Origin of the sequence: Zoogloea sp. (assembly GCF_030157465.1) — a bacterium.
Taxonomy (GTDB): Bacteria; Pseudomonadota; Gammaproteobacteria; order Burkholderiales; family Rhodocyclaceae; genus Zoogloea.
In genome coordinates this window covers 79,734-102,838 of the sequence record NZ_JAOAUU010000136.1, presented here as the reverse complement: position 1 = coordinate 102,838, position 23,105 = coordinate 79,734, and the positions used below count along the sequence as shown (strand labels likewise).

The 23,105-nt window shown below is 66.4% G+C and carries 28 protein-coding genes; 16 read left to right on the top strand and 12 right to left on the bottom strand.

Annotated elements, in window-relative coordinates; translation table 11 throughout:
• The first annotated feature begins 576 nt into the window (after positions 1-576).
• The gene (locus tag Q1W26_RS17040; RefSeq protein WP_300442630.1) at positions 577-762 is read left to right on the top strand and encodes a hypothetical protein; all 186 of its coding nucleotides are present in this window, start codon (positions 577-579) and stop codon (positions 760-762) included.
• On the opposite strand, the gene Q1W26_RS17035 is transcribed toward Q1W26_RS17040, so the two are convergent.
• On the bottom strand, positions 759-965 hold the full coding sequence (locus Q1W26_RS17035; protein WP_300442638.1) for a cold-shock protein: 207 nt from the start codon (positions 963-965) through the stop codon (positions 759-761). The two genes, Q1W26_RS17040 and Q1W26_RS17035, sit on opposite strands and share 4 nt — an antisense overlap.
• Positions 966-1,375: 410 nt before the next feature.
• Here Q1W26_RS17035 and Q1W26_RS17030 point away from each other — a divergent pair, with 410 nt between their 5' ends.
• From Q1W26_RS17030 to Q1W26_RS17010, 5 genes are all read left to right on the top strand, one after another.
• On the top strand, positions 1,376-2,617 hold the full coding sequence (locus Q1W26_RS17030) for an ATP-binding protein (RefSeq protein ID WP_300442628.1): 1,242 nt from the start codon (positions 1,376-1,378) through the stop codon (positions 2,615-2,617).
• Complete coding sequence (locus tag Q1W26_RS17025) at positions 2,614-3,156, top strand: response regulator transcription factor (protein ID WP_300442626.1); 543 nt, start codon at positions 2,614-2,616, stop codon at positions 3,154-3,156. The genes Q1W26_RS17030 and Q1W26_RS17025 overlap by 4 nt, the downstream gene beginning before the upstream one ends.
• Positions 3,153-3,554, top strand: a complete 402-nt coding sequence (locus Q1W26_RS17020) for an RNA-binding S4 domain-containing protein (protein WP_300442624.1) — start codon at positions 3,153-3,155, stop codon at positions 3,552-3,554. The genes Q1W26_RS17025 and Q1W26_RS17020 overlap by 4 nt, the downstream gene beginning before the upstream one ends.
• Before the next feature lie 99 nt (positions 3,555-3,653).
• Complete coding sequence (locus tag Q1W26_RS17015; protein WP_300442622.1) at positions 3,654-3,965, top strand: hypothetical protein; 312 nt, start codon at positions 3,654-3,656, stop codon at positions 3,963-3,965.
• A 27-nt stretch (positions 3,966-3,992) separates the two neighbouring features.
• Positions 3,993-4,811 carry a peptidoglycan-binding domain-containing protein gene (locus Q1W26_RS17010; protein WP_300442620.1) on the top strand — a complete coding sequence of 273 codons (819 nt, stop codon included), beginning with the start codon at positions 3,993-3,995 and terminating at the stop codon, positions 4,809-4,811.
• A 16-nt stretch (positions 4,812-4,827) separates the two neighbouring features.
• Here Q1W26_RS17010 and Q1W26_RS17005 read toward each other — a convergent pair whose 3' ends face one another.
• The 11 genes from Q1W26_RS17005 to dksA form a co-directional block, all read right to left on the bottom strand.
• Positions 4,828-5,700, bottom strand: a complete 873-nt coding sequence (locus Q1W26_RS17005; protein WP_300442619.1) for an AEC family transporter — start codon at positions 5,698-5,700, stop codon at positions 4,828-4,830.
• 123 nt (positions 5,701-5,823) lie between these two features.
• Positions 5,824-7,158, bottom strand: a complete 1,335-nt coding sequence (gene hslU, locus Q1W26_RS17000; protein WP_300442618.1) for an ATP-dependent protease ATPase subunit HslU — start codon at positions 7,156-7,158, stop codon at positions 5,824-5,826.
• A gap of 70 nt (positions 7,159-7,228) precedes the next feature.
• The gene (gene hslV / locus Q1W26_RS16995; protein WP_300442616.1) at positions 7,229-7,768 is read right to left on the bottom strand and encodes an ATP-dependent protease subunit HslV; all 540 of its coding nucleotides are present in this window, start codon (positions 7,766-7,768) and stop codon (positions 7,229-7,231) included.
• 76 nt (positions 7,769-7,844) lie between these two features.
• Positions 7,845-8,933, bottom strand: a complete 1,089-nt coding sequence (locus tag Q1W26_RS16990) for an STAS domain-containing protein (protein ID WP_300442614.1) — start codon at positions 8,931-8,933, stop codon at positions 7,845-7,847.
• 185 nt (positions 8,934-9,118) lie between these two features.
• The gene (locus tag Q1W26_RS16985; RefSeq protein ID WP_300442612.1) at positions 9,119-9,910 is read right to left on the bottom strand and encodes a metal ABC transporter permease; all 792 of its coding nucleotides are present in this window, start codon (positions 9,908-9,910) and stop codon (positions 9,119-9,121) included.
• Positions 9,907-10,479, bottom strand: coding sequence for an ATP-binding cassette domain-containing protein (locus tag Q1W26_RS16980; RefSeq protein WP_300442611.1), 573 nt, complete (start codon positions 10,477-10,479; stop codon positions 9,907-9,909). The genes Q1W26_RS16985 and Q1W26_RS16980 overlap by 4 nt, the downstream gene beginning before the upstream one ends.
• Before the next feature lie 9 nt (positions 10,480-10,488).
• Positions 10,489-11,397, bottom strand: a complete 909-nt coding sequence (locus Q1W26_RS16975; RefSeq protein ID WP_300442609.1) for a zinc ABC transporter substrate-binding protein — start codon at positions 11,395-11,397, stop codon at positions 10,489-10,491.
• Between the two features lie 11 nt (positions 11,398-11,408).
• Complete coding sequence (locus tag Q1W26_RS16970) at positions 11,409-12,854, bottom strand: TonB-dependent receptor (RefSeq protein ID WP_300442607.1); 1,446 nt, start codon at positions 12,852-12,854, stop codon at positions 11,409-11,411.
• Between the two features lie 86 nt (positions 12,855-12,940).
• The gene (locus tag Q1W26_RS16965) at positions 12,941-13,309 is read right to left on the bottom strand and encodes a hypothetical protein (protein ID WP_300442606.1); all 369 of its coding nucleotides are present in this window, start codon (positions 13,307-13,309) and stop codon (positions 12,941-12,943) included.
• Complete coding sequence (locus Q1W26_RS16960) at positions 13,306-14,373, bottom strand: GTP-binding protein (RefSeq protein ID WP_300442604.1); 1,068 nt, start codon at positions 14,371-14,373, stop codon at positions 13,306-13,308. Before Q1W26_RS16960 ends, Q1W26_RS16965 begins: the two co-directional genes overlap by 4 nt.
• 75 nt (positions 14,374-14,448) lie before the next feature.
• Positions 14,449-14,880, bottom strand: a complete 432-nt coding sequence (gene dksA / locus Q1W26_RS16955; RefSeq protein WP_300442602.1) for an RNA polymerase-binding protein DksA — start codon at positions 14,878-14,880, stop codon at positions 14,449-14,451.
• A 322-nt stretch (positions 14,881-15,202) separates the two neighbouring features.
• Here dksA and ybgC point away from each other — a divergent pair, with 322 nt between their 5' ends.
• From ybgC to Q1W26_RS16905, 10 genes are all read left to right on the top strand, one after another.
• Positions 15,203-15,643, top strand: a complete 441-nt coding sequence (ybgC, locus tag Q1W26_RS16950; RefSeq protein WP_300442600.1) for a tol-pal system-associated acyl-CoA thioesterase — start codon at positions 15,203-15,205, stop codon at positions 15,641-15,643.
• Positions 15,644-15,647: 4 nt separating this feature from the next.
• Complete coding sequence (tolQ, locus tag Q1W26_RS16945; protein WP_300442597.1) at positions 15,648-16,322, top strand: protein TolQ; 675 nt, start codon at positions 15,648-15,650, stop codon at positions 16,320-16,322.
• Positions 16,323-16,338: 16 nt separating this feature from the next.
• On the top strand, positions 16,339-16,752 hold the full coding sequence (tolR, locus tag Q1W26_RS16940) for a protein TolR (protein WP_300442596.1): 414 nt from the start codon (positions 16,339-16,341) through the stop codon (positions 16,750-16,752).
• Positions 16,749-17,753: a cell envelope integrity protein TolA gene (tolA, locus tag Q1W26_RS16935; protein ID WP_300442595.1), complete on the top strand. Its 1,005-nt coding sequence runs from the start codon at positions 16,749-16,751 to the stop codon at positions 17,751-17,753. Before tolR ends, tolA begins: the two co-directional genes overlap by 4 nt.
• 15 nt (positions 17,754-17,768) lie before the next feature.
• Positions 17,769-19,058 carry a Tol-Pal system beta propeller repeat protein TolB gene (gene tolB / locus Q1W26_RS16930; protein ID WP_300442594.1) on the top strand — a complete coding sequence of 430 codons (1,290 nt, stop codon included), beginning with the start codon at positions 17,769-17,771 and terminating at the stop codon, positions 19,056-19,058.
• Positions 19,059-19,120: 62 nt separating this feature from the next.
• Entirely contained in the window at positions 19,121-19,672 is a 552-nt protein-coding gene (gene pal / locus Q1W26_RS16925; RefSeq protein ID WP_300442593.1) for a peptidoglycan-associated lipoprotein Pal, read from the top strand.
• Positions 19,672-20,415 carry a tol-pal system protein YbgF gene (gene ybgF / locus Q1W26_RS16920; protein WP_300442592.1) on the top strand — a complete coding sequence of 248 codons (744 nt, stop codon included), beginning with the start codon at positions 19,672-19,674 and terminating at the stop codon, positions 20,413-20,415. Before pal ends, ybgF begins: the two co-directional genes overlap by 1 nt.
• Positions 20,416-20,466: 51 nt before the next feature.
• Complete coding sequence (queE, locus tag Q1W26_RS16915; RefSeq protein ID WP_300442591.1) at positions 20,467-21,126, top strand: 7-carboxy-7-deazaguanine synthase QueE; 660 nt, start codon at positions 20,467-20,469, stop codon at positions 21,124-21,126.
• A 150-nt stretch (positions 21,127-21,276) separates the two neighbouring features.
• A complete protein-coding gene (gene queC / locus Q1W26_RS16910; protein WP_300442590.1) occupies positions 21,277-21,954 on the top strand; it encodes a 7-cyano-7-deazaguanine synthase QueC in 678 nt (225 codons plus the stop codon).
• 31 nt (positions 21,955-21,985) lie between these two features.
• Positions 21,986-23,086: a YeeE/YedE family protein gene (locus Q1W26_RS16905; protein WP_300442589.1), complete on the top strand. Its 1,101-nt coding sequence runs from the start codon at positions 21,986-21,988 to the stop codon at positions 23,084-23,086.
• Positions 23,087-23,105 lie beyond the last annotated feature (19 nt).

Sequence of the window (23,105 nt, the reverse complement as noted above, 5' to 3'; positions counted from 1 at the left end):
CATCACCTCCAGTCGGCGCGTCAGAGGGGACCGGAAATGCAGGTGATCAACGGTCAGTGGCCATATCGGTTTCCGGAGAGGCTCGGTGAGCGTAAAAGCCCGTCTGAACCTTTGATCCGCGCACCAGCAGGCGGGGCCTTCCGGCGCGGCTGTCTGAGCCCGAAGGGCGAGTTCCGCGCCGGCCGCCTGCTGGGAGCAGCACAGGGGAGTCGGCCGAAGGCCGACCGGTGAAGCCGGGTCGCCTTCTTTGCCTCCTTTCTTGGCGAAGCAAGAAAGGAGGTCGCCCGCCGGGGCGAGACCCGGCCGATGTAAGGTCATACACCGGAAAGCCGTCCAGTAAGGGCTCAATCCAGGAAGGTCTCAGGTTCGCGCCGGCAGGCCTGCCAGACTCGGAAAGCCTGACCTGTAGCGGGGAAAACGCTTTCCACACTTAACGCGAACATAGCCTTTTTCTTTGGGCAGTCTGCCTTGAAAAGCCAGCAAGAACCGGGAGTCCGGACTTCCGAATCTCGCCGTGACGCCCGATTCAGGCTTCGCAAGCTACGCACACGAAGCACAGGCAGACCAGACGACACTTTGCGCAGCCTGAACGTGCCAACAAAGGCAGGAGAAGCCGCCGTTGCAAATGTGACAGACAATGAAAAAGCCCGGCATGAGCCGGGCTGTTTTCATCAGGAGCATGATCTGAAAAATCAGGCCATGCTACCTGGCACTACCACCAGCCTGGCGCTTGGCGCCCGGCTGGCATCGTTCGGCAATTAAGCAACCGGAACGATGTTGGCGGCTTGCTGACCCTTGGGGCCGGAAACCACGTCGAAGGTCACGCGCTGGCCTTCGGTCAGGGTCTTGAAACCCTTGCCTTGAATAGCGGAGAAGTGAGCGAACAGATCGTCACCACCGGCTTCCGGGGTGATGAAACCGAAGCCCTTGGAATCATTGAACCACTTCACGGTACCTGCTGCCATTTTGAATATCCTTGAAAAAACTAATAAAAACAGGGAATGCCCCTGGATAGGGCGAAACTCAAGAGGGCGGGGTGATGAAGGAAAGACTACCGCAGGGCTGCGGGTACTGAACCAGACAACAACAACACTACTTGAAGATCGCGAGGCAGGACTTTGCACTGATTCGCCCGGCAATGCAAACAATATTTTATGGATGGATGAAAAAAACCGGCTTTCCACCCTGCACACCTGCCGCCACAACCGCGCCGCTGCGACAATCCACCACATTCCGCCCCACTGGCCGGCACGTTAAATTCGGTGCTGGCCGACCGATGCCCGCCCTCCCCCCGGCGCTTGAGTCACCCAGGTATCGGCCGGCCCTTCCTGCCAGCCCCTTCGGGGATAATGCCCCGATGCCTTCCGAGCCCACCATGCCCCGCCCATCCAGCTCCACCGATGCCCTGCGCCGCCTGATCGGGCTGCGCCGGCTGTCCATCGCCGCGATGTTCGGCGTGCTGCTGATCGTGCCCTGGCTGCTCGACATTCCCCTGCCCGGCGCCTCGCTGCTGCCGGTGGCTGCTGCGCTGCTGCTCGCCAACGGCCTCACCCGGCTGCGCCTCTCGCGCATCAGCGATGTCAGCGCGGCCGAACTCTTTGCCCAGCTGTGCATCGACCTCGCCGCCTGGAGCGCCTTCCTGTACTTCACCGGCGGCGCCACCAACCCGCTGATCTCGCTGCTGCTGCCCCTCGTCGCCATCGGTGCGGCAACCCTGTCGGCCCCCTACGCCTGGGCCCTGGCCGTGCTCGCGGTGGCCGCCTACTCAATACTGTGGGATTTCAACGAACAGCTCGACATCTATGATTCCGGCCTCGCCGTGCATTGGCACCTGGCCGGCATGTGGCTCACCTTCGCCCTGTCGGCGGGCGTCATCGTGTGGTACGTGGTGCGCATGACCGCCGTGATCCGCAGCCGCGACCAGGCCCTGGCCGAAGCCCGCGAGGCCCGCCTGCGGGGCGAGCGCATCGTCGCGCTGGGCAACCTGGCCGCGGGCGCGGCCCACGAACTGGGCACCCCGCTGGGCACCATGGCGATTCTTGCCGGCGAACTGGCCCGCAACCCCGCCCTCGACGATGAAACCCGCGCCGACGCGGCCCTGCTCGGCACCCAGATCGACCACTGCAAGGCCATTCTCGGCGGCCTCACGCTGCGCGCCGGCAGCCTGCGCGCCGAAGGCGGCACGACACTCCCGGCCGACGCCTGGCTGCACGGCATCATTGACCGCTGGCGCAGCCTGCGCCCCCACGTACGCCTCGCTGCCCGCATCGACTGCGGCCACCCGGCGCCCTCGCTGGTGGCCGACACCACGCTGGAGCAGGCCATCCACAACCTGATCAACAACGCCGCCGACGCCTGCCCCGAAGGCGTCGAATGCGAAGCCGGCAGCGACGGCGAACAGCTGCTCGTGCGCGTTCTAGACCGCGGCCCCGGCATCCCCGAATCACTGCAGGCCGGCCGCGAGCTGCCGCCCAGCCCCGGCGCCGGCCTCGGCATCGGCCTGCTGCTCGCCTTTGGCGCCGTCGAGCGCTGCGGCGGCCACATCGCCTTCGCGCCCCGCCCCGGCGGCGGCACCATCGCTACCCTCACCCTTCCGATCGCAGCCCTTCGCCCATGAACCCGCAGGACGCCCCCCACATCCTCGTCATCGACGACGACCCCGCCTTCAACCGTGTGCTCACCCGCGCCCTAGGCCAGCGCGGCTTTGCCGTCTTTGGCGCCGCCGACCCCGAAAGCGCCCTCGAACTCGCCCGCCAGCACGAGCCCGAATACGTGGTGCTGGACCTGAACATCGGCGGCAGCTCCGGCCTGCGCCTGATCAAGCCGCTGCTGGCCGCCAACCCCGACTGCCGCATCCTCGTGCTCACCGGCTACGCCAGCATCGCCACCACCGTGGACGCGATCAAACTCGGCGCCACCCAGTACCTCGCCAAGCCGGCCGACGTGGACGCCATCCTCAAGGCCCTCTCCGCCACCGACGTGCTCATCGACGACGAAGTGGCCGCCAGCCCGATGTCGGTGGACCGGCTGGAATGGGAGCACATCCAGCGCGTGCTCGCCGAAAACGACGGAAACATCTCGGCCACCGCCCGCGCGCTTAAAATGCACCGTCGCACACTGCAACGGAAACTGGCCAAGCGGCCGGTCAGGGAATGAAACCAACAGAAGACCTCGACGCACGCGTCCGCCTCGACAAATGGCTGTGGGCGGCCCGCTTTTTCAAGCACCGCACCCAGGCGACCGAAGCCGTGGACGGCGGCAAGATCCAGCTCAACGAAGTGCGGGTCAAACCCGCGCGGGACGTAAAGATCGGCGACCGGGTGGACATCCAGATCGCCGACACGCATTTCTGCGTGATCGTGAAGGGCATCGCCGACAAGCGCGGCAGCGCCACCATTGCCCAGGCCCTTTACGAGGAAACCCCCGACAGCATCACCGCCCGCGAAGCCCAGCGCGAGCAGCGCAAGCTCGCCGCCACGCCCGGCGCCGATCTCCACGGCCGCCCGACCAAGCGCGACCGGCGGCAGATGGGGCGCTTCACCGGCGAGGGCTGATTCCTCCTGGCGCCCGACCGGCCTGCCGTCTAAGATGATTTCACAAGCCGGATTGCCAATGGCATGCGTCGCAAACACGACCAGGAGCCCCCCAGAACCATGAAATCCGCAGCAGCATCGCGCCTGCCCGCTCTGTGCCTCACGGCTCTTTTACTGCTCGGAACGCAGGCGGGCCCGGCCTTTGCAGCCCGGCTCCCCGACGACGTGGCCCGCTTCGTTGAACGTCGCGAACGCTGCGACCACTTCCGCGGCGAGGATTCCGACGACCCGGAGCGGCGTGCCTATATCGCGGCAAAGCAACACCGCTACTGCAAGGGCTCCGACATCCAGTTGCGCAGGCTCAAAGCCCGTTACCGCCAGGATTTGAGGATGCGCCGTCTCCTGAAGAGATACGAGACGCCCATCGAATAGTCTTCATCAACCCGCGGGGAGACCGTCATGAACACACTGAAGGGTTCGGTAGGGCAGAATGGAACGAACGATCCGGACGATGTCCGTGCGGTTCAGACGCACCTGAATGCATGGCTGGCCAAGACCGCGCTGGCGCTTTCACCCTTGACGGTGAGCGGGCTGGCCGACGGCGAAACGCAGGCGGCCATTCTCAACTTCCAGAAGCGGGTTGGCGGAATGAAGACCCCCGACGGACGGATCGATCCCGGCGGCACTACCTGGCGTTTGCTGTCGGTGTGGGGCAGCGACAGGGTGGCAAGCCTGAGCGGAGCCGACTGGTGGCATGCAAACCAGGCGCGCTTTCCCAACAGCCGCAGCGTGGATGATCTCGATGCGGGCTTTCAGGCCTGCGTCAGGCCTTTCCTCGCCGCCCTGAAAGACGCCGGTGCCAGCGTCTCGATCGACACCACTTTTCGCAGCCTGCAGCGCGCGTACATCATGCGTTATAGCTGGGACGTGGCGAAGCAGCTCATTCGGCCAGCCGAGGTGCCCGCGATGGACGGTGTCGACATCATCTGGGACCACGGCAATCTCGTCGCTTCGGTCAAGGCCGCCAAGGAAATGGCGGCCCTCTTCGGCATCGCCTTCCGTCCGTCGCTGAACACCCGTCACAACAAGGGGCTGGCCATCGACATGGACATCCGGTGGTCAGGAACAATGTCGATCCGGGACAAGGCCGGAAAGACGGCGCTCATCGGAGCACCCAACAACGGCGCCTTCAACACCGCCCTGCACCGGGTCGGCGCCAGCTACGGCCTCATCAAGCTGCTTACCGACCGCCCCCACTGGTCGGACAACGGGCACTGAGCGCGCTGCCCCGCGCTTACAGGCCGATTGCCAGCGCCAGCGGCAGGAAGATCACCGCCATCAGGTTGCCGAGCAGCACCATCGAAGCGACCTTTTCGGGCTCCTGGTTGTAACGCTCGGCAAACATGTAGTTGAGCACGGCCGGCGGCAGGGCGCCAAAAACCAGCAGCAGCGCCCGCTCCCGCTCGGGCAGCGGCACCAGCATCACCAGCACCGCGGAGAGCGCCAGGCCGATGGCCGGCCTGGCCACTGCGCCGATCACGCCAAGACGGATCGCCGGGATGCGCGATTCGCTGATACGCACACCGAGCGCAAAGAGCATCAGCGGAATCGAAATATCGCCCAGCATCCTGATCGCCAGCATGGCCGGCGGCCACACCTCGATGCCGGCAATGCCCACCGTAAGGCCGCTCAGCGTGGCAATCACCGACGGCACCCGCCAGACGCTCAGGAGCTTTATGTTGTGGTCCAGCAACCAGGCGCCAAAGGTGAAGTGCAGCAGGTTGGACACCATGAACATCACGACCGCCGGCGCCAGCGCCTGCTCGCCAAAGGCCAGCACGGCCAGCGGCAGGCCCAGGTTGCCGCAGTTGTTGAACATCATCGGCGGCGCAAAGGTGCGCGGCGCGACCCCGATGATCCGCGCCACGCCCCAGCCGGCAAGGCCCGAACCCACCACCGCAACAACGGTTGCGCCAAGCAGTGGCAGGTATTCGGTGATGTGGAAGGACTTGTTGGCCAGGGCGCCGAACACCAGCGCCGGCACAAACACATCCATGTTCAGCTTGTTGGCCTGCGAGAGATCCGGCCGCATCCTGCGCCCGACCAGAAAGCCGACGGCAGTGATGGCAAAAAGCGGAAAAAGGATGGAAACGATGCGCAGCAACATGGCCGGAACTCGGTGAATCCGGACGGATGCCGGTGGGCGCTCATTGTAGGACCGGCCCCTCGGGGCCGGCGTCGGGGTTTTCCCGGAGAATCCGCACCGCGCGGCCCCTGCTGGCGGGGCGGCTTAGAGCACGTAGCGCGCCAGGTCTTCGCGCTGAGCCAGCATCTCGAGACGGCCATCGACAAAAGCCGCGTCGATCAGCACCGTCTGCTCACCCGCCTTGCCGGCTTCGAAAGCCAGCTCTTCGAGCAGCTTTTCCATCACCGTGTAAAGGCGACGGGCACCGATGTTCTCGGTCTTCTCGTTCACCTGGAAGGCGATCTCGGCCAGGCGGCGGATCCCCTCCGGCGCAAACTCCAGGTGCACGCCGTCGGTGGCCAGCAGGGCCTCGTACTGGCGGGTCAGGCAGGCGTCGGTCTGGGTCAGGATGCATTCGAAATCCTCGACGGACAGCGAATCCAGCTCGACGCGGATCGGGAAGCGCCCCTGCAGCTCGGGAATCAGGTCGGAAGGGCGCGACAGGTGAAAGGCACCGCTGGCGATGAAGAGGATGTGATCGGTCTTCACCATGCCGTACTTGGTGCTGATGGTAGTGCCCTCGACCAGCGGCAGCAGGTCGCGCTGAACGCCCTGGCGCGACACATCGGCACCGTGGCTGTCGGAGCGGGTGGCGATCTTGTCGATTTCGTCGAGGAAGACGATGCCGTTCTGCTCGACCATCCGCAGGGCCTCGAGCTTCAGCTCCTCGTCGTTCACCAGCTTGGCCGCCTCTTCGTCGGCGAGCAGCTTGATGGCTTCGCTGATCTTCAGCTTGCGGGATTTCTTCTTCCCGCCGCCGATGTTCTGGAACATGCTCTGCAACTGGCCGGTGAGTTCTTCCATGCCCGGCGGCGCGAGGATCTCGGCGCTCATGCCCGGCACCGACACCTCGATGTCGACTTCCTTGTCGTCCAGCTCGCCCTCGCGCAGCTTCTTGCGAAACTTCTGGCGGGTGGCGTTATCTTCCGGCGCGGCATCGGAACCGAAGCCTGCCGAGGGCCGGGCCGCCGGCAGCAGGATGTCGAGCACGCGATCCTCGGCGGCATCCATTGCCCGGTCGCGAACCTTCTTCATGGCTTGTTCGCGGTGGCTCTTGATGGCGATTTCGACGAGGTCGCGAATGATCGTATCCACGTCGCGGCCCACGTAGCCCACTTCGGTGAACTTGGTCGCCTCGATCTTGATGAAGGGCGCATTGGCCAGGCGAGCCAGGCGACGGGCGATCTCGGTCTTGCCGACGCCGGTCGGGCCGATCATCAGGATGTTCTTGGGGGTGATCTCGCTCTTCAGCGGCTCGGCCACCTGGGCGCGCCGCCAGCGGTTGCGCAGGGCCACGGCCACGGCTTTCTTGGCACGGCCCTGGCCAACGATGTGCTTGTCGAGTTCGGAGACGATCTCCGGAGGCGTCATTTGACTCATTTGGGCACCCTCGGCGCTACGCGCCTTCCCGCCAGGCGGGAGCATTCGCCCTTAAGGCGGCTTTGCGGACTCATGGGTTGAGCACCTCGATGATGTGGCTCTGGTTGGTGTAGATGCACAGGTCGCCGGCGATGGTCAGGGATTTCTTGACCACTTCTTCGGGCGTCAGCTCGGTGTTCTCGATGAGGCCGCGGGCGGCGGCCTGGGCGTAGGCGCCGCCGCTGCCGATGGCCACGATGCCCTGCTCGGGCTCCAGCACGTCGCCGTTGCCGGTGATGATCAGGGAGTTGTCGAGGTCGGCCACCGCCAGCATGGCTTCGAGGCGCCGCAGCGCGCGGTCGGTGCGCCAGTCCTTGGCGAGTTCGACGGCGCTGCGCAGCAGGTTGCCCTGGTGCTTCTCGAGCTTGGCCTCGAAGCGCTCGAAGAGCGTGAAGGCGTCCGCCGTGCCGCCTGCGAAGCCGGCCAGAATGCGGTTCTGGTAGAGCTTGCGCACCTTGCGGGCGGTGGACTTGATGACGATATTCCCGAGCGTGACCTGCCCGTCGCCGCCAAGGGCCACGTGCCGACCGCGTCGGACCGAAAGAATGGTGGTGCCGCGATATTGTTCCATCGGATCGATGTGGGGATGAAAAACCGGATTACAAGGCCGGCAGGGCGCCAGCCGGATGCAACGGAAAGCGGGCCGCTCAGCCGCGCAGTTCGATGCGCGCGACCTGGTGCAGCCCCATGACCTGCATGAGCGCCGCCACCATCGAATTGACGCCGGTGAGCACCACCAGCCGGCCCTGGGTGTGGAGCTGAGAAACGATGTTGAACAGCGTTCCGGCCGACACAAAATCCATGCGGCGCAGACGGCCGCAATCGATTTCGACCTTGGTGCGATCGGCCGCAAAAGCCGTGATCTTGCGCAGCGTTTCGACGTTCGGCCCGACGATCTCGCCTTCCAGCGTGTAGATCTGGCTCATCGTCAGATCGAGGGCATCGGGGCCAACCTGGCTGGTGACCACTGCGGCGAGCGGCTCCCACGACGGGGGCGACTCCTCGAAGGTCATCGCGTATTCAAGCGCAAGTTCTTCGAAACGCTCCTGCTGGTCGGTGAACTGCAGCACTTCGAGGAGCAGCAGCCAGATGGTCTGGTTCTCGCGCGTGCCGCTGGTAACCAGCCCCCCGAGGAGGTTGGAGAGGTAAACCGCGCCCGACAGGCTCAATTTGACCTTGGCCCGGCGCAGACCACGCACCGCCCGGTAGAGGAGTTCGGCGCCGGCCGCATCGACGCTGCGCAGGCGGCTCAGGTCGATGCGCAGGGCACCGGTTCGCATGCCGATCTGGATCAGCTGGGCAAACTGCGCCGCCGCGTTTCCGCCGAGCTGGCCGGACAGGTTGACCGTCTGGACTTTCGGCGCATCGCCGCGGGCGGCCTGGCACGACAAATCCATCCAGGCCGGCGGCGAACGTTCGAATTCGGTGGCGTAATGCAGGCTGATCTGTTCGAAGCGGTCTTTTTGCGCCGTCAGGCGCAGCAGGTCGAGCAACATCGCCCACAGATCGAAGCGGGCATTGGGCGAGGTGGTCGTGTCCAGGGCATTCTCGAGAACGGCGCGCGCTTCGTCGTAGCCGCCGTTGGCGTACAGGATGGCGGCCTCTTCGGCCGACGGAGCCATCTCGTCAACGCCCTCCTCCACGTGCATCTTGTCGGCGCACTGGGCGAGCACCCGGTTCACGTCGCCGCCGGCAACGGTGAAGTCGAGGGAGGACGTATCGTTGCGGGATGCCACAGGCCGGAGGCGGGAAGCGGAAGACAGCGGAGCTGACGCGGCACCCGGGCCCGAACGGGAACGGGGTGCAGAACTTCCGGCAGGCACAGGCTTTTTGCCGAAGAACGGTAGCGCCACTCGCACATCCTCCTGGGTATTTTTACGGAGAAACAGGATATCACTCAACCCAATCCCGACTCCGTGATTTACATCCTGTAGGAATCAAGACTGGTGCTCGCCACCAGCATAACCAGAACCACAGCGCATACCGGCCCGAAGGGTTGGTCCAGGCCCAGCGACACCGCAAAGGAAACGCTGTAACCCACCATTCCGATGACAGCGGACAGCACCATTCCGGCCCGCCAGCTGCGGGCAAAACGATACGCCACAAGCGGCGGAACGAACACCAGCGCAAAGGCCGCCATGACACCGAGGCTGACCGTCGCCAGCGCCACGGACAGCCCGGCGATGAGATCGAACAGCATCAGGCGCGGACGGGCATCCAGCCCCCGCGCCCTGTAGAACTCGGGAAACAGGCGCCCCAGCAACAGGGGTCGTGACAGCCAGGACAGCAGCGGCACCACCACCGCACAGGCGATGCCGGCCGCCAGCAGGTGGCCGTCGCCGGTGAAGTAGAGCTGGCCGTCGAAGAGCGCGTGGCCGGCCTGCTCGGCGAGCGGATGATTGGCCACCAGCAGCACCCCGCCGCCCCACGCCAGCAACATCATCAGCGCGTAGGCGCCGGCGCCGGCCCGTGCCATCAGCCCCTTGGCCAGCGCCGCCACCAGCGCGGCCAGCACACCGCCGAGGATCATCGGCCAGCCGGCCACCATGGCCAGCAACGCACCGGCCGACGCCATCTGGGCGAAGGCCAGCGCCGCCAGCCATTCGTGGCGCAGGCGCAGATACATGCCGATCAGCGGCAGCAGCGCGGCGAGCAACAGGCCCGTAAGAAAGGGCACGCGAAAGAGCGGATCGAGGAGCAGATCGAAGTTCATGAGGGCACCCCGACATCAACCACCCGCGTACACACATCGTCGATCAGCCCGTGGTCGTGGGAGACGATGACGATGCCCTGCCCGGAATGGGCACGACCGAGCCAGTCGGCAAGGTAGGCCACGCCGGCGCGGTCGAGGTTGTTGGTGGGCTCGTCGAGCAGGATCAGGTCGGCCGGCACAGCCAGGCAGGCCCACAGGCGCAGGAACTGCAACTGCCCGCCGGACAGCCGGTCGAGCCGCTCGCCGAGGCGCCCGGCCAGCCAGGGCGGCAGGCCGTCGGCGGTGGCGCCGGTCAGGCCGAGCAGCTCGTGACCGGTGAGCGGCACCCCGCGCAGGTCGTCGAAACCCTGGGCCTGATGCGAAATCGCCAAACCCGGAGCCCTTTCGATCTGGCCACCAAACACCCGCACGCCTCCCCACAAAGCCTTCAGCAGCGTGGACTTGCCGGCACCGTTGGGGCCGGCCAGGCCGAGGATTTCGCCCCGGCGCAGCTCGAAACCGAGCGGGCCGGCCACCGGCGCGGCGTAGCCGGCAACAAGGCCTGTCACGCGAAGCAAAACCTCAGCCATGCGGCCTCCTTACTTCAAGCCGGCGAGCAGGCGCCGGAGGGTGTCATCGAAGAGGGCGAACAGATCGGTCGCCTCCGCCGAGCCGCCCACCGTGAAGGGCAGCACCACCACCGGGATGCGGGCCCTCTCGCCAAGCCAGTCGGAAGCCGTCGGCCGGGTGTAGGCCGGGCGCAGGATCATCTTCGCCGACGTCGCCTTCTGGCGCTCGAGGATGCCGGCCAGATGGGCGCTGCCCGGCTCGACGCCGGCCTTGGGTTCCAGCGCGCCGAGTTCCTTCAAGCCAAGCCAGTCGGCCAGATACGGAAAGGAGCGATGCTGGACCCACACCGGCGCCCCCTTGAGCGGCGCAGCGGCCTGCTCCCAGCGCACCATGGCGGCCTTCCATTTTTCGGAAAAACGCGCGAGGTTGGCCTTGTAAACAACGGCACCAGCCGGGTCGACCAGGGTCAGGCGGGCCGCCAGCGCGTCGGCCACTTTCAGGACATTGCGCGGATCGAGCTGGATGTGCGGATTGCCACCGGCGTGCACGTCACCGTCGGCGCGATCGACGCGGGCCGGCACTTCGAGCATGCGCACCACCGAGGCTGCCTCGAAATAGCCGGGCTGGCCAGGCTGGATCGCCGCGTTGCCCGATTCGCGCAACACCACCGGTAGCCAGCCGATTTCCAGCTCGGCGCCGGTTGCCACCACCAGCTGGCTGCTCCGCGCCCGGGCGATCAGCGACGGCCGCGCTTCGATGCGATGGGGGTCTTGCAGGGCGTTGGTGGCGGAAAACACGTTGACTTTGTCGCCGCCGATTTCACGCGCCAGCGCGGCCCATTCAGGCACCGAGGCGAAGACATTGACCGCCGCCGCAGCCGGCAGCGCCGCAACGATCAGCAAAAACGCGGCGAGACGCAGGATCAGTTTTGAAAACATGGTTTTTCTCCTCAGAACTTGTGGGCGCCGTGGGCGCCAAGGCTCATGACGTATTGCAGCCAGACCTGGTTGTCGGCCTCGCCGTTGCGGGACTTGTCGCGGGCCAGCTGCAGGCGCAGGCGCGAGAACTCCGACGGCGACCAATCGACCATCGCCGTCTGGCGGGTCGGGTTGTAGCCGGCCAGGATGGGCAGGCCCGCCGGGTCGAGCCCGCCGAGATCGGCCGTGCCGCTGCGCAGCCAGTCGCCGCGCACGCCGACGCGCCAGTGGGGCATGAACTGGTACACCGCCTGCAGGTAGCTGCCGGACTGGCGGAAGCGGGCGGCCGACGAGGCTGCGGCAACACCGTCAGCATCCAGGTTGTAGCTGAGCTCGCCAGTTTCCCGGCGCTGCAGGTACTCGCCCTGCACCTTCAGGTAACGCTCGCGGCTGTTGCCGTTGGGGGCCCACTTGTAAACAAAATCGGCGATCCAGGTCTGGCTGCTGCCCGAGAAGCTGTGCTGAAGAGCGGCGCCGGTCGCGTGGTCCGCGCCATCCTCGAAACCTCGTGCCCGCGGATTGGCGCGCACATGGGACAAACCGACCTGCCAGGCCGACGACTCGCCGATGTCGCCGCCCAGGTGGGCGAAGGCCGTCCATAGGCCGGCGCCGTTGGCGTTGCGCTCGGCGCCGGGAAACTTGCCGCCATTGGCCGCCTCGGCACCCAGCTCCAGGAAGAGTTCGGTGGGCGCCACCCAGCGCAGCTGCACGCCGTCGTTTTGCAGGCGATAGCCGAAGAAGGCCTTGTAGGCCAGCGGCGCATCCGAAAAATCCCACTCGTGGGGATGCTGCTGGTTGAGATAGCCGACGCCGGACAGAAAACGGCCGGCCTTCATTTTCAGACCGGATGGCAGCGCGAGAGTCTCCACGTTCACTTCTTCCACCTCGACCACGCCGGCGCCGTCGTCCTCGGCCAGCGCAAAGCGGGCGTTGCCGCGGAAAAGATGATCCACGTTGGCCGAGAAGGCGAGCTCGGATTCGCCCAGCGAGAAACCTTTGCGCGGCGGGCCGATCTCGCCGCCCGACGGGATGAAGCCGTCGATGCGGTAGGCCGACGGGTCGCGCTGGAAGCGGGTGAGCTTGCTGTCGATGATCAAGGACACGGCGGGGTTGAAGGTACTCGCAGAGGCCGGGCGGCGGGCCGCGCTGTCTGCCGTGGCGCGAACTTCGGCCACCGAGCGGATGGCCTCGCTGGCGGTGGTGCCGGCTTCGACGGCGGCCGTCGAGGCCGAGGCGCTGCGGGCTTCGGCCGCGGCAAGGCGCTGTTCGAGGGCGTCGATGCGCTGCTGGTAGGTGTCACGCAGCTCGCGCAGCTGGTCGCGGAGTTGCTTCAGGTCGGCATCGGAAGCCGCGAAGGCGGCGGCGGGAAAGGCAGCGGCAAGGGCCACGCAAAGCGCGGCGGGGCGTAGAAAAGCCATGGGTAGAACTCCAGTCGGATCGATCCGGTAAAGGCACGCCGCCGGCACGGATCAAATCCGTGCCGGTCAGCAGTTCGGAAACGGGGTCAGACGGAGGAAAGTGGCGGGCCGCGACTGTGCGGCCGCGGCAGGCGGCGGGCCGGCAGCGTGAATGAAACGTCGTCCGGCAAGGCCGGCGGCAGGGCGGCAACCAGGCGCAGCGGAAGGGAAGGCGGCAGGGCCGCGGTGAGGTCGGCGGCGGACAGGCAGAGCAGACAGCGCTCGTGGCGCTCGGCGGCCGGAACCCCGCCTTCGTAAGGAACGGACGCCGACTGCGCCGCTTCGCTGCGCGCCAGCAGTGACAATTCGCCCACGTGGCTGAGCGCATGGGCCGCGGCAAAAATCTGGGCGCACACCAGCAGCAGCGCCAGCGCACTGCGAAAGATCGCGGAGGGGCGCCGGCCCGAACGCATCATGCGGCGGCCTCCGGCGCAGCGGCGCAGAAGCAGGCGAAAGCTCGGTCGACGATGTCGCGCTCGAGATCACGAACGATGAAGACCAGCCGGGTAGCGCGATCGTCGTCGGGCCAGGCCGGCAGGGAGGCATCCGGGTAGCGCAGGTGATGAACGCACTGGATGACCCGCGGCAGGTCCTCGCCGCGCACATTGACGATGCCCTTCACGCGCAGCAGGTGGTCGCCCTTGAGGCTTTGCAGCATGTCGAGGGCGCTGGAGAAATCCCCCCAGCCCACGGCCGGCTCGATGCGCAGCACGAAGGCGTGGGTGGCGGCGTCGTGGCGCGACGGGTCTCCAGCGGCAAGGCTGCGCCGGGGCGCGTAGGGCTTGGCGCGGGCCGCAGCCGCCACGGCTTCATCAGCCAGCCAGCGGGCCACGTCGGCGGATTTGGTGGCCGGATTCCACAGCCCGCAGTCGAGAACGAACTCCGACGCCACCTTGCCGCCGGCAAGCCGGCACTGCGGCGCGCCGGGATTGAGCCCGGCAAGCCTCGCCGCCAGGGCGTCGATAGCCTCGGGCGCGGCCTGGTCACACTTGGTAATGAGCAGCCGGTCGGCCATCGCGGCCTGCTTGACGGCTTCGGGCTGGCGGGCGAGCTGTTCCGCGCCAAAAACCGCGTCGACGGCCGTCACCACGCCATTGAGGCGATAGCGTTCGGCAATGAAGAAATCCTGCATCAGCGTGAAGATCACCGGCGCCGGGTCGGCCAGGCCGGTGGTTTCGATGACGACGCGATCGAGGGCCGGCAGTTGCCGGCGCAGGCGGCGCATGAAGACATCCTTCAGCGCGCGGGCGAGATCGCCGCGGACGGAACAGCAGATGCAGCCGGATTCGAGGAGAACGATGTCCTCGTCGATCTTTTCGACGAGAAGATGATCGATCGGCACGGCGCCGAACTCGTTCATCAGCACCACCGTGCCCGCCAGCGCAGGCTGGCGCAGCAGGTGGTTCAGAACGGTTGTCTTGCCGGAACCGAGAAAACCGGTAAGCAGCGTGACAGGAATGCGATTCGCCGGTGCGGTCATGAGCGTGACTGGCCGTTCCGGCGAAACAGGATCAAACGAGGATCAGGCGAAGGTCAAACAGAAACGCGCCGGGGATTACTCCCCGTAAAGCTTCTGGGTCCGCTCGCGACGTTCCTGGGCGTCGATCGACAGCGTGGCGGTCGGGCGGGCCAGCAGGCGGCCGATGCCGATCGGGTCGCCAGTTTCTTCGCACCAGCCGTAGTCGCCTTCGGCGATGCGCCCAAGGGCTTCCTCGATCTTCTTGATCAGCTTGCGCTCGCGGTCTCGAACGCGCAGTTCGAGGGCGTGTTCTTCCTCGACCGTGGCGCGGTCGGCCGGGTCGGCAACGAGTTCGTTCTCGCGCAGGTTGGCGCCGGTGCTGGCAGCATTCTCGAGCAGCTCGTCACGCATCTGCGACAAGCGCACGCGGAAGAACTCCATCTGTGCCGGGTTCATGTAATCGTCTTCCGGCATCGCCAGAATTTCGGCCTCGGTCAACAGCTTGTCTTTGCTGGTGGTAGCAACCATGTCTCATTCCTCCCATGAATCGACTGTCGGGCCAGGGTGCCGACGGCAACCCGCTTTGCGGCCCCCGCGTTATCGGCCCGTCTCGCGACTCTTGCACGATTTGCGGCACGTGGCAGCGCAAATCTTCCCAGACGCTCTGGCGCCTTTTACTCCAACTGGCGAAAAAAGCGAACCAGTTTTAATCAAAGCCCGCGATTTTAGGCACAGGAAGGCCGCAATTACAACGAGCACGGCCCATTCGCACGCCACGAACCAACATCCTGAAACATCGAATCTACCGCTTTGTTTCGGATCAAGGCTACTCGTGCGGTAAAATGTTGCGATGCATTTCACGAACGATCCCGCGCCGGCGACAGGCAAGGCGTTGTTTTCGCTGCCGGTCCGGGTGTACTACGAAGATACCGATGCCGGCGGCGTTGTTTACTACGCCAACTACCTCAAGTTCTGCGAGCGCGCCCGCACCGACTGGTTGCGGGCGATCGGCCTCGAGCAGGGTCGCCTGGCGGCCGATCAGAACATCATCTTCGTGGTGCGCTCCGTCAAGGCCGACTACCTGCAGCCGGCTGTCCTCGACGACCTGCTGGATGTCGTCACCACGCTGGGCAAGCTCGGCCACGCCAGCCTGGTTTTCGACCAGAAAATCCAGCGCGGCGGGCAGACCCTCTTCGAAACCCTGATCACCATCGCCTGCGTCGACCGCGCCTCGAAACGCGCCACCCCGATTCCACCCTCTGTACGCGCACAGTTCGCCACCCTGGTTTAAACCGATGAACGTCACCGAAGACCTATCCATCCTGTCCCTGATCTCCAACGCGAGCCTGCTGGTCAAGCTCGTCATGGCGCTGCTCGGCACCGTTTCATTCATGTCGTGGTACTGGATCTTCCGCAAATGGTTCCAGATCCGCGAATCCAAGAAGAAAACCGATCTCTTCGAACGCGATTTCTGGAGCGGCGGCGACCTCAACGCGCTCTACCAGAGCGCCGCCACCGGCCGCCACGAGGCCGCCGGCATGGAGCGCATCTTCGAAGCCGGCTACCGCGAATTCGCCAAGCTGCGCGGCAAGAGCCTCGACAACGGCGCCATCATGGACGGCGCCCGCCGCGCCATGCGCGCCACCTACCAGCGCGAAGTGGATGATCTCGAGGCCCACCTGGCCTTTCTCGCCTCGGTCGGTTCGGTATCGCCTTACGTGGGCCTGTTCGGCACGGTGTGGGGGATCATGAACGCCTTCCGCGGTCTGGCCAACGTCGGCGCCGCCACGCTCGCCCATGTGGCGCCGGGCATCGCCGAAGCGCTGGTAGCCACCGCGATCGGCCTTTTCGCGGCGATTCCGGCGGTGGTGGCCTACAACCGCTTCGCCCACGACATCGACCGCGTGGCGATCCGCTTCGAAAGCTTCACCGAAGAGTTCCTGAACATCCTCCAGCGCCAGCTGCGTTGACCGGAGTCCCGCCGTCATGCGTCAACGCCGCCTGATGAACCAGATCAACGTCGTGCCCTACATCGACGTGATGCTGGTTCTGCTCGTCATTTTCATGGTCACCGCACCGATGATCCAGTCCGGTTCGGTGAACCTGCCCAGCGTCGACAAGGTTCCCGCCCCGCCCACCGACGCGATGATCGTCCAGGTCAAGTCGGACGGCGAACTGGCCCTGCGCGCCACCAGCCAGTCCCCGGAAAAGCCGCTGTCCCGCCGCGACCTGATCGGTGAAGTGCAGGCCGCGGTGTCCGCCAACCCCGGCCAGTCCGTCATCATCGCCGCCGACAAGAGCGTCAAGTACGAGCTCGTGATGAACACCCTCAACGACCTGCGCAACGCGGGCGTCAACAAGGTCGGCCTGCAAACACAGGTCGGCAAGTCCGCCCGATGAATCCAGCCCTGCCCGCCAGCGAGCGGGGCAAATGGTCGTCGCTCGCGCTGGCGGCCTTTGTCCACGTCGCGCTCGGCCTGTTTCTCTTCTACGGCGTGCGCTGGCAGAACCGTCCGCCCGACCCCGTCGAGGTCGAACTGGTCAGCGCACCGCCGCCGGCCGCCAGCCTCGCGCCACCGCCCGCCCCGGCGCCTGCCGCCCCGGTGCGCCCGGCCCCGCCGCCCCCCGAACCCGAAGACGAGCCCGAACCGGAGCCGCCTCCCCGCAAGCAGCCGGACATCGCCATCAAGGCGCCCGAGCCCAAGAAGGTGCCCCCCAAGCCGGTGAAGGAAATCGTCAAGCCGGTCGAGAAACCCGTCGTCAAGCCGAAGCCCGAACCCAAACCCGAGCCCAAGAAACCGGAACCCAAGCCAAAGCCCGAACCCAAGCCGGAACCCAAGGCCAGGCCTGAGGTAAAGCCGGAACCGAAGGCCAAGCCCGATCTGAAGGCCAGCCGGGAAGCTGACGCCAGGGCCGAGGCAAAAGCCCGGGCCGATCAGGCAAAACTCGACAAGGCCAAGGCCGACAAGGAAGCGAAGGTCGCGTCCGACCGCGCCCGCGAACTCGAAGACCGCCGCATGCGCGAGCTGATGAGCCGCGACAGCGAAAACGCCAGCCAGTCCCGGCAGCTCCAGGAAGAACTCGCGCGGGTCGCCGGCGCCAAGGCCAGCGCCAACCGCAACAAGGCCATCGAGGCTTACGTCGAGAAAATCCGCGCCAAGGTGAAGGGCAACATCGTGCTGCCGCCCGGCGTCAGCGGCGATCCTTTCGCGCTGTTCTATGTAGACCAGTTGCCCGACGGCTCGGTGATCGAAGTCCGTCTCAAGCGCTCCACCGGGAACGCCCAGCTCGATGCCGCGATCGAACGCTCGATCCAGAAATCCAGCCCGCTGCCCAAGCCCGACAAGCCGGAACTCTTCAACCGTACGCTGGAGCTGAAGTTCTACCCGCTCCGCGACTAAACTCCTGAAAAGCCCATGTCCATGAACCTACGCATCCCGTCCTTCCTGCAGAGCGCCGCTCCCGCCTGCCTGCTGGCCCTTGCGTCCTCGCTGGCCCAGGCCCAGCTCGCCATCGAAATCACCGGCGCCGGCGCAAACCGCATGCCGGTGGCGGTGGCCAGCTTCGAGGGCGAGAGCGCCCTGCCCCGTGCGGTCACCGACGTCGTGCGCGCCGACCTCGAACGCAGCGGCATCTTCAAGATGGTCGAACTCGGCCCTAGCCCGATGGGCGCCGACGCACCGGTGGATTTCGGCCGCGTCCGCTCCCGCGGCGCCGATGCCGTCGCCGTGGGCACCGTCAGCCCCAGCGGCGGCCGCTACCAGGTGCAGGTGCGCCTCCACGACGCCGCCAAGCAGGTCAGCCTGGGCAGCCAGGCAATGGTGATGTCGCCCAACCAGTACCGCACCACCGGCCACCGCATCTCCGATTTCATCTACGAAAAACTCACTGGCGAGCCCGGCGTCTTCTCAACCCGCATCGCTTACGTGCTCAAGTCCGGCGCGCGCTACGAACTGCAGATCGCCGACGCCGACGGCAGCAACGCCCAGACCGCGCTGGCCTCCCGCGAGCCCATCATCTCGCCGGCCTGGTCGCCGGACGGCACCCGCCTCGCCTACGTCTCCTTCGAAGCCAAGAAGCCGGTGGTGTACGTGCATTCGCTGTCCACCGGCCAACGCAACGTGGCGGCCAACTTCAAGGGCTCCAACTCGGCGCCGGCCTGGTCGCCCGACGGGCGTCGGCTGGCCGTGGTGCTCACCAAGGACGGCCAGTCCCAGCTCTACTCGGTCAATTCCGACGGCTCCGGCGTGCTGCGCCTGGCCAGCTCGTCCGGCATCGACACCGAACCGGCCTGGTCCACCGACGGCATGATCTACTTCACGTCCGACCGGGGCGGCAGCCCGCAGATCTACCGCGTCCCGGCCGGCGGCGGCGACGCCCAGCGGGTCACCTTCGAAGGCAGCTACAACGTCAGCCCGCGCCCCTCTCCCGACGGCAAGAGCCTCGTCTACGTGTCGCGCAACGGCGGTCGCTTCCAGGTCACCATGCTCGACCTGGCCTCTCGCCAGACGCAAACCCTCACCGACTCGTCGAAGGACGAATCCCCCAGTTTCGCCCCCAACGGCCGCATGGTGCTTTACGCCACCGAAGTCGGCGGCCGCGGCGTGCTGGCGGCCGTGTCATCCGACGGTCGTGTGAAGCAGCGTCTGTCGGTACAATCGGGCGACGTGCGCGAGCCCGCCTGGGGTCCGCAGCCGCGCAATTAACGCAGCGCAGCAAAAACAAGCTTTTTTACCCGGCCGCTCGCGACCGTTTTCGGAGTTCATCCATGAAGTACGCTCGTTTCACCCTTTCCCTGATCGCCGCCGGCCTGCTGGCAGCATGTAGCTCCGCCCCCACCACCGAAGGTCAGGGCGCCGCAGTCGAAGACCGCTCCGGCGCTACGGGCTCCGGCGTGGACGCCAACCGCGTCGTCGCAGTGAACGCCGATGCCAAATACGGCGTCGCCAATCACCCGGAACTGACCGACCCGAAAAACATCCTCTCCAAGCGCAGCGTGCTGTTCGACTACAACAGCTTCGTGATCAAGAACGAATACCGTGCGCTGGTTGAATCCCACGCCAAGTTCCTCGTCGCCCACCCCAAGATGAAAATGCTCATCCAGGGCAACACCGACGAACGCGGCAGCCGCGAATACAACCTGGCCCTCGGCCAGAAGCGCGCCGACGCCGTCAAGAAGGCACTCAGCCTGCTCGGCGTGTCCGAAGCCCAGCTCGAATCCGTCAGCCTTGGCGAAGAGAAGCCCAGCTGCGGCGACGCCAGCGAGGCCTGCTGGTCTGCCAACCGCCGTGGCGACATGCTCTATTCGGGTGAGTTCTGATGTTTCGCCCCCTTCTGCCTCGTTTGCTGGTCGGGCTGCTGGCCACACTGGCGCTCAGCCAGGCCCACGCGGGCCTGTTTGACGACGAAGAGGCCCGCCTGCGCATCAACCAGATGCGCAGCGAGTTCAACGCCCGCTTCGACAAGCTCGAAGCCGGCGCCAGGGCCCAGATCGAACTCGCCAACCAGATCGAACAGCTGAAGACCGAAATCGCCCGACTGCGCGGCGAGAACGAAGTCCTCGGCAACGATCTGGCCAACGCCAACAAACGGCAGAAGGATTTTTACGTGGATCTCGACAACCGCTTGCGGAAAGTCGAGCCCCAGGCGACGGCCGATGCGCCGCCGCCCGCTCCGGCGGCCGCGGTTGACCCGGCCGCCGAGAGTCGCGATTACGAAGCCGCCCTCACGCAACTGCGCAGCGGCAAATACCGCGAAGCGGCCATCGGCTTCGTCAGCTTCACCAAAAATTATCCGAACAGCAGCTTCCAGCCCAATGCCCACTTCTGGTGCGCCAGCGCGCTGTATCAGCTGAAGGACAACGCGGGCGCCGCCGAGCACTACGCGAAAGTCGCCAACCAGTGGCCGGACGACACCCGCGCGCCCGACGCCCTGCTCGGCCTTGCCAGCACCCAGCAGGCCCGCAACGACGCTGTTGCCGCCACCAAGACGCTCGAAAAACTGGTTGCCAAGTACCCGAGCAGCTCGGCCGCGACCATCGCCCGCCAGCGTCTCAAGAAGTAATCCCGCCCGCCCCGCCTTCACGGCCGGGGCGGCGCTTCAGCCCCCGTCGCCATGCCATCTTCCGCACGCCCCGTCACCCTTCGCATCACCGAGATCTTTCACTCGCTGCAAGGTGAAACCTCGCGCACGGGCCTGCCGACGGTTTTCGTCCGGCTCACCGGCTGCCCCTTGCGCTGCACCTGGTGCGACACCGAATACTCCTTCACCGGCGGCACCACCCGCACGCTCGAGGATGTGCTCGCTGAAATCGCCAGCCACCAGTGCCAGACCGTCTGCGTGACCGGTGGCGAGCCCCTCGCCCAGAAAAGCTGCCTGACGCTCCTCACGGCCCTGTGCGACGCCGGCTACTCGGTATCCCTCGAAACCAGCGGCGCCCTCGATATCGGCGGCGTCGACCCGCGCGTCTCGCGCATCGTCGACCTCAAGGCCCCCGGCTCCGGCGAGGAAGCCCGCAACCTGCTGTCCAACATTGCGCTGCTCACCCCGCAGGACGAGCTCAAGCTGGTGCTCGCCAGCGAAGCCGACTACGCATGGGCCAAGGCCCAAATCGCCGAGCACGACCTCACCCGGCGCTGCCCGGTGCTGCTCGCGCCGGTACAAGGCCAGCTCGAGCCCGCCGCCCTCGCGGCCTGGATCCTTCGCGACAAACTGCCGGTGCGCCTGCAGGTGCAGCTCCACAAGATCATCTGGGGCAACGAACCGGGGCGCTAGTTTCGTCAAGAAGCCGGCGGCGCGGCCCAAGCCCGCGATGCCCTTGCTCGACGCCTCCCGCTCTTGCCGCATCGGTCGTAGCGCCCCCGGGCCGGCCCGCTGCGGTTGATTCACATGCCCGAACCTGATCTTCTTATTTTGGGAAAAGCCATGACCAAGCCCCGCGCCCTCGTCCTGCTGTCCGGCGGGCTCGATTCCGCCACCTGCCTCGCCATCGCCCGCGCCGAAGGCTACGACGCCTACGCCCTGTCGGTCGAATACGGCCAGCGCCACGCCGCCGAACTCGCCGCCGCCCAGCGCGTCGCCAAGGCCCTCGGCGCCGTCGCCCACCGCACGGCCCACGTGGACCTCGGCCAGTTCGGCGGCTCGGCGCTCACCGACGCCTCGCTCGCCGTGCCGGTCGACGGCCTCGACGGTGGCATCCCGATCACCTACGTGCCGGCCCGCAACACCATCATGCTGTCCATCGCGATGGCCTGGGCCGAAGTGCTCGGCGCCGAGCACATCTACGTGGGCGTCAACGCGGTCGATTACTCCGGCTACCCCGACTGCCGCCCGGCCTTCATCGAAGCCTTCGAAAAAATGGCCAACCTGGCCACCAAGGCCGGCGTAGAAGGCCACCGCCTCTCCATCCACGCCCCGCTCATCGACCTCTCCAAGGCCGACATCATTCGCCGCGGCACCGCGCTGGGTGTCGATTACGGCCTCACCGTATCCTGCTACCAGGCCAACGACGACGGCCAGGCCTGCGGCCTGTGCGACGCCTGCCGGCTGCGCAAGGCCGGCTTCGAGGCCGCCGGCCTGCCCGACCCCACGCGCTACGCCTGAACAAAGCGGACACACGTCTGGTCCACTCGACATGGACGCACCCACAGCCCTGTCGCTGCCAACGCTCGCCTGGCTGGCCTTCGCCATCGGCGGCGTTTTCGGCGTAGCCGCCCAGCGCAGCAACTTCTGCACGATGGGCGCCATCGCCGACATCCTCATCATGGGCGACTGGACGCGCCTGCGCATGTGGGCCCTGGCCCTCGCCGTAGCCATCGCCGGCACCACCTGGCTGCAGCTCGCAGGGCTCATCGACGTCCACAACGCCATCTACACCGGCAGCCGCCTGCCCTGGCTATCCCACCTCACCGGCGGCCTGCTGTTCGGCATCGGCATGACCCTCGCCTCCGGCTGCGGCGCAAAAAACCTGGTGCGACTCGGCAGCGGAAACCTCAAGTCACTGGTTGTCTTCGTCTTTCTCGGCCTCTCGGCCTACATGACGCTCCGCGGCCTTTTTGGCGGCTGGCGCGTGGCCTGGCTCGACCCGGTCGCCCTCTACCTCGACACGCCGCAGGACATCCCCAGCCTCCTCGCTGCCCGCTTCCGGCTCGACGGCCACAGCGCCTGGCTCGCCTCGGCGGGAGTGAGCGCCGGCAGCCTCGCCCTCTTCGGCCTATCCAGCCGCGACTGCTGGCGCCCCGGCCCGCTCTTCGGCAGCCTCGCCATCGGCGCCTCGATCGTCGCCGGCTGGTATCTCAGCGGCCACCTCGGCTACCTCGCCGAAGATGCGGACACCCTTGCCCCCGCCTTCCTCGCCACCAACAGCGGGCGCATGGAATCCCTCAGCTTCGTCGCCCCCTACGCCTACAGCCTCGAGCTGCTGATGCTCTGGACCGACAAAAGCCGCATCGTCACCCTTGGCATCGCCAGCACCGCAGGCGTCATCGCCGGCTCCCTGCTGGCCGCCATCGCCACCCGCAGCTTCCGCATCGAAAGCTTTCGCGACGCTCCCGACCTCGCCCGCCACCTCATCGGCGCCACCCTGATGGGCTTCGGCGGCGTCACAGCCCTCGGCTGCACCATCGGCCAGGGCCTGAGCGGCCTGTCCACCCTGTCCATCGGCTCAGCGCTCACCACCCTTGCGATTGCAGCGGGCGCCAGCCTGTCGATCACGATTCAGCTAAAAAGGGGTTGACGGATTCTTTGTGGGGGCT

What these genes read in the sequence shown, in the direction of transcription:
- Q1W26_RS17035 (WP_300442638.1), bottom strand. Translation starts at nt 965, where the DNA reads ATGGCAGCAGGTACCGTGAAGTGGTTCAATGATTCCAAGGGCTTCGGT.
- Q1W26_RS17030 (WP_300442628.1), top strand. Translation starts at nt 1,376, where the DNA reads ATGCCCCGCCCATCCAGCTCCACCGATGCCCTGCGCCGCCTGATCGGG.
- Q1W26_RS17025 (WP_300442626.1), top strand. Translation starts at nt 2,614, where the DNA reads ATGAACCCGCAGGACGCCCCCCACATCCTCGTCATCGACGACGACCCC.
- Q1W26_RS17020 (WP_300442624.1), top strand. Translation starts at nt 3,153, where the DNA reads ATGAAACCAACAGAAGACCTCGACGCACGCGTCCGCCTCGACAAATGG.
- Q1W26_RS17015 (WP_300442622.1), top strand. Translation starts at nt 3,654, where the DNA reads ATGAAATCCGCAGCAGCATCGCGCCTGCCCGCTCTGTGCCTCACGGCT.
- Q1W26_RS17010 (WP_300442620.1), top strand. Translation starts at nt 3,993, where the DNA reads ATGAACACACTGAAGGGTTCGGTAGGGCAGAATGGAACGAACGATCCG.
- Q1W26_RS17005 (WP_300442619.1), bottom strand. Translation starts at nt 5,700, where the DNA reads ATGTTGCTGCGCATCGTTTCCATCCTTTTTCCGCTTTTTGCCATCACT.
- hslU (WP_300442618.1), bottom strand. Translation starts at nt 7,158, where the DNA reads ATGAGTCAAATGACGCCTCCGGAGATCGTCTCCGAACTCGACAAGCAC.
- hslV (WP_300442616.1), bottom strand. Translation starts at nt 7,768, where the DNA reads ATGGAACAATATCGCGGCACCACCATTCTTTCGGTCCGACGCGGTCGG.
- Q1W26_RS16985 (WP_300442612.1), bottom strand. Translation starts at nt 9,910, where the DNA reads ATGAACTTCGATCTGCTCCTCGATCCGCTCTTTCGCGTGCCCTTTCTT.
- Q1W26_RS16980 (WP_300442611.1), bottom strand. Translation starts at nt 10,479, where the DNA reads ATGGCTGAGGTTTTGCTTCGCGTGACAGGCCTTGTTGCCGGCTACGCC.
- Q1W26_RS16975 (WP_300442609.1), bottom strand. Translation starts at nt 11,397, where the DNA reads ATGTTTTCAAAACTGATCCTGCGTCTCGCCGCGTTTTTGCTGATCGTT.
- Q1W26_RS16970 (WP_300442607.1), bottom strand. Translation starts at nt 12,854, where the DNA reads ATGGCTTTTCTACGCCCCGCCGCGCTTTGCGTGGCCCTTGCCGCTGCC.
- Q1W26_RS16965 (WP_300442606.1), bottom strand. Translation starts at nt 13,309, where the DNA reads ATGATGCGTTCGGGCCGGCGCCCCTCCGCGATCTTTCGCAGTGCGCTG.
- Q1W26_RS16960 (WP_300442604.1), bottom strand. Translation starts at nt 14,373, where the DNA reads ATGACCGCACCGGCGAATCGCATTCCTGTCACGCTGCTTACCGGTTTT.
- dksA (WP_300442602.1), bottom strand. Translation starts at nt 14,880, where the DNA reads ATGGTTGCTACCACCAGCAAAGACAAGCTGTTGACCGAGGCCGAAATT.
- ybgC (WP_300442600.1), top strand. Translation starts at nt 15,203, where the DNA reads ATGCATTTCACGAACGATCCCGCGCCGGCGACAGGCAAGGCGTTGTTT.
- tolQ (WP_300442597.1), top strand. Translation starts at nt 15,648, where the DNA reads ATGAACGTCACCGAAGACCTATCCATCCTGTCCCTGATCTCCAACGCG.
- tolR (WP_300442596.1), top strand. Translation starts at nt 16,339, where the DNA reads ATGCGTCAACGCCGCCTGATGAACCAGATCAACGTCGTGCCCTACATC.
- tolA (WP_300442595.1), top strand. Translation starts at nt 16,749, where the DNA reads ATGAATCCAGCCCTGCCCGCCAGCGAGCGGGGCAAATGGTCGTCGCTC.
- tolB (WP_300442594.1), top strand. Translation starts at nt 17,769, where the DNA reads ATGTCCATGAACCTACGCATCCCGTCCTTCCTGCAGAGCGCCGCTCCC.
- pal (WP_300442593.1), top strand. Translation starts at nt 19,121, where the DNA reads ATGAAGTACGCTCGTTTCACCCTTTCCCTGATCGCCGCCGGCCTGCTG.
- ybgF (WP_300442592.1), top strand. Translation starts at nt 19,672, where the DNA reads ATGTTTCGCCCCCTTCTGCCTCGTTTGCTGGTCGGGCTGCTGGCCACA.
- queE (WP_300442591.1), top strand. Translation starts at nt 20,467, where the DNA reads ATGCCATCTTCCGCACGCCCCGTCACCCTTCGCATCACCGAGATCTTT.
- queC (WP_300442590.1), top strand. Translation starts at nt 21,277, where the DNA reads ATGACCAAGCCCCGCGCCCTCGTCCTGCTGTCCGGCGGGCTCGATTCC.
- Q1W26_RS16905 (WP_300442589.1), top strand. Translation starts at nt 21,986, where the DNA reads ATGGACGCACCCACAGCCCTGTCGCTGCCAACGCTCGCCTGGCTGGCC.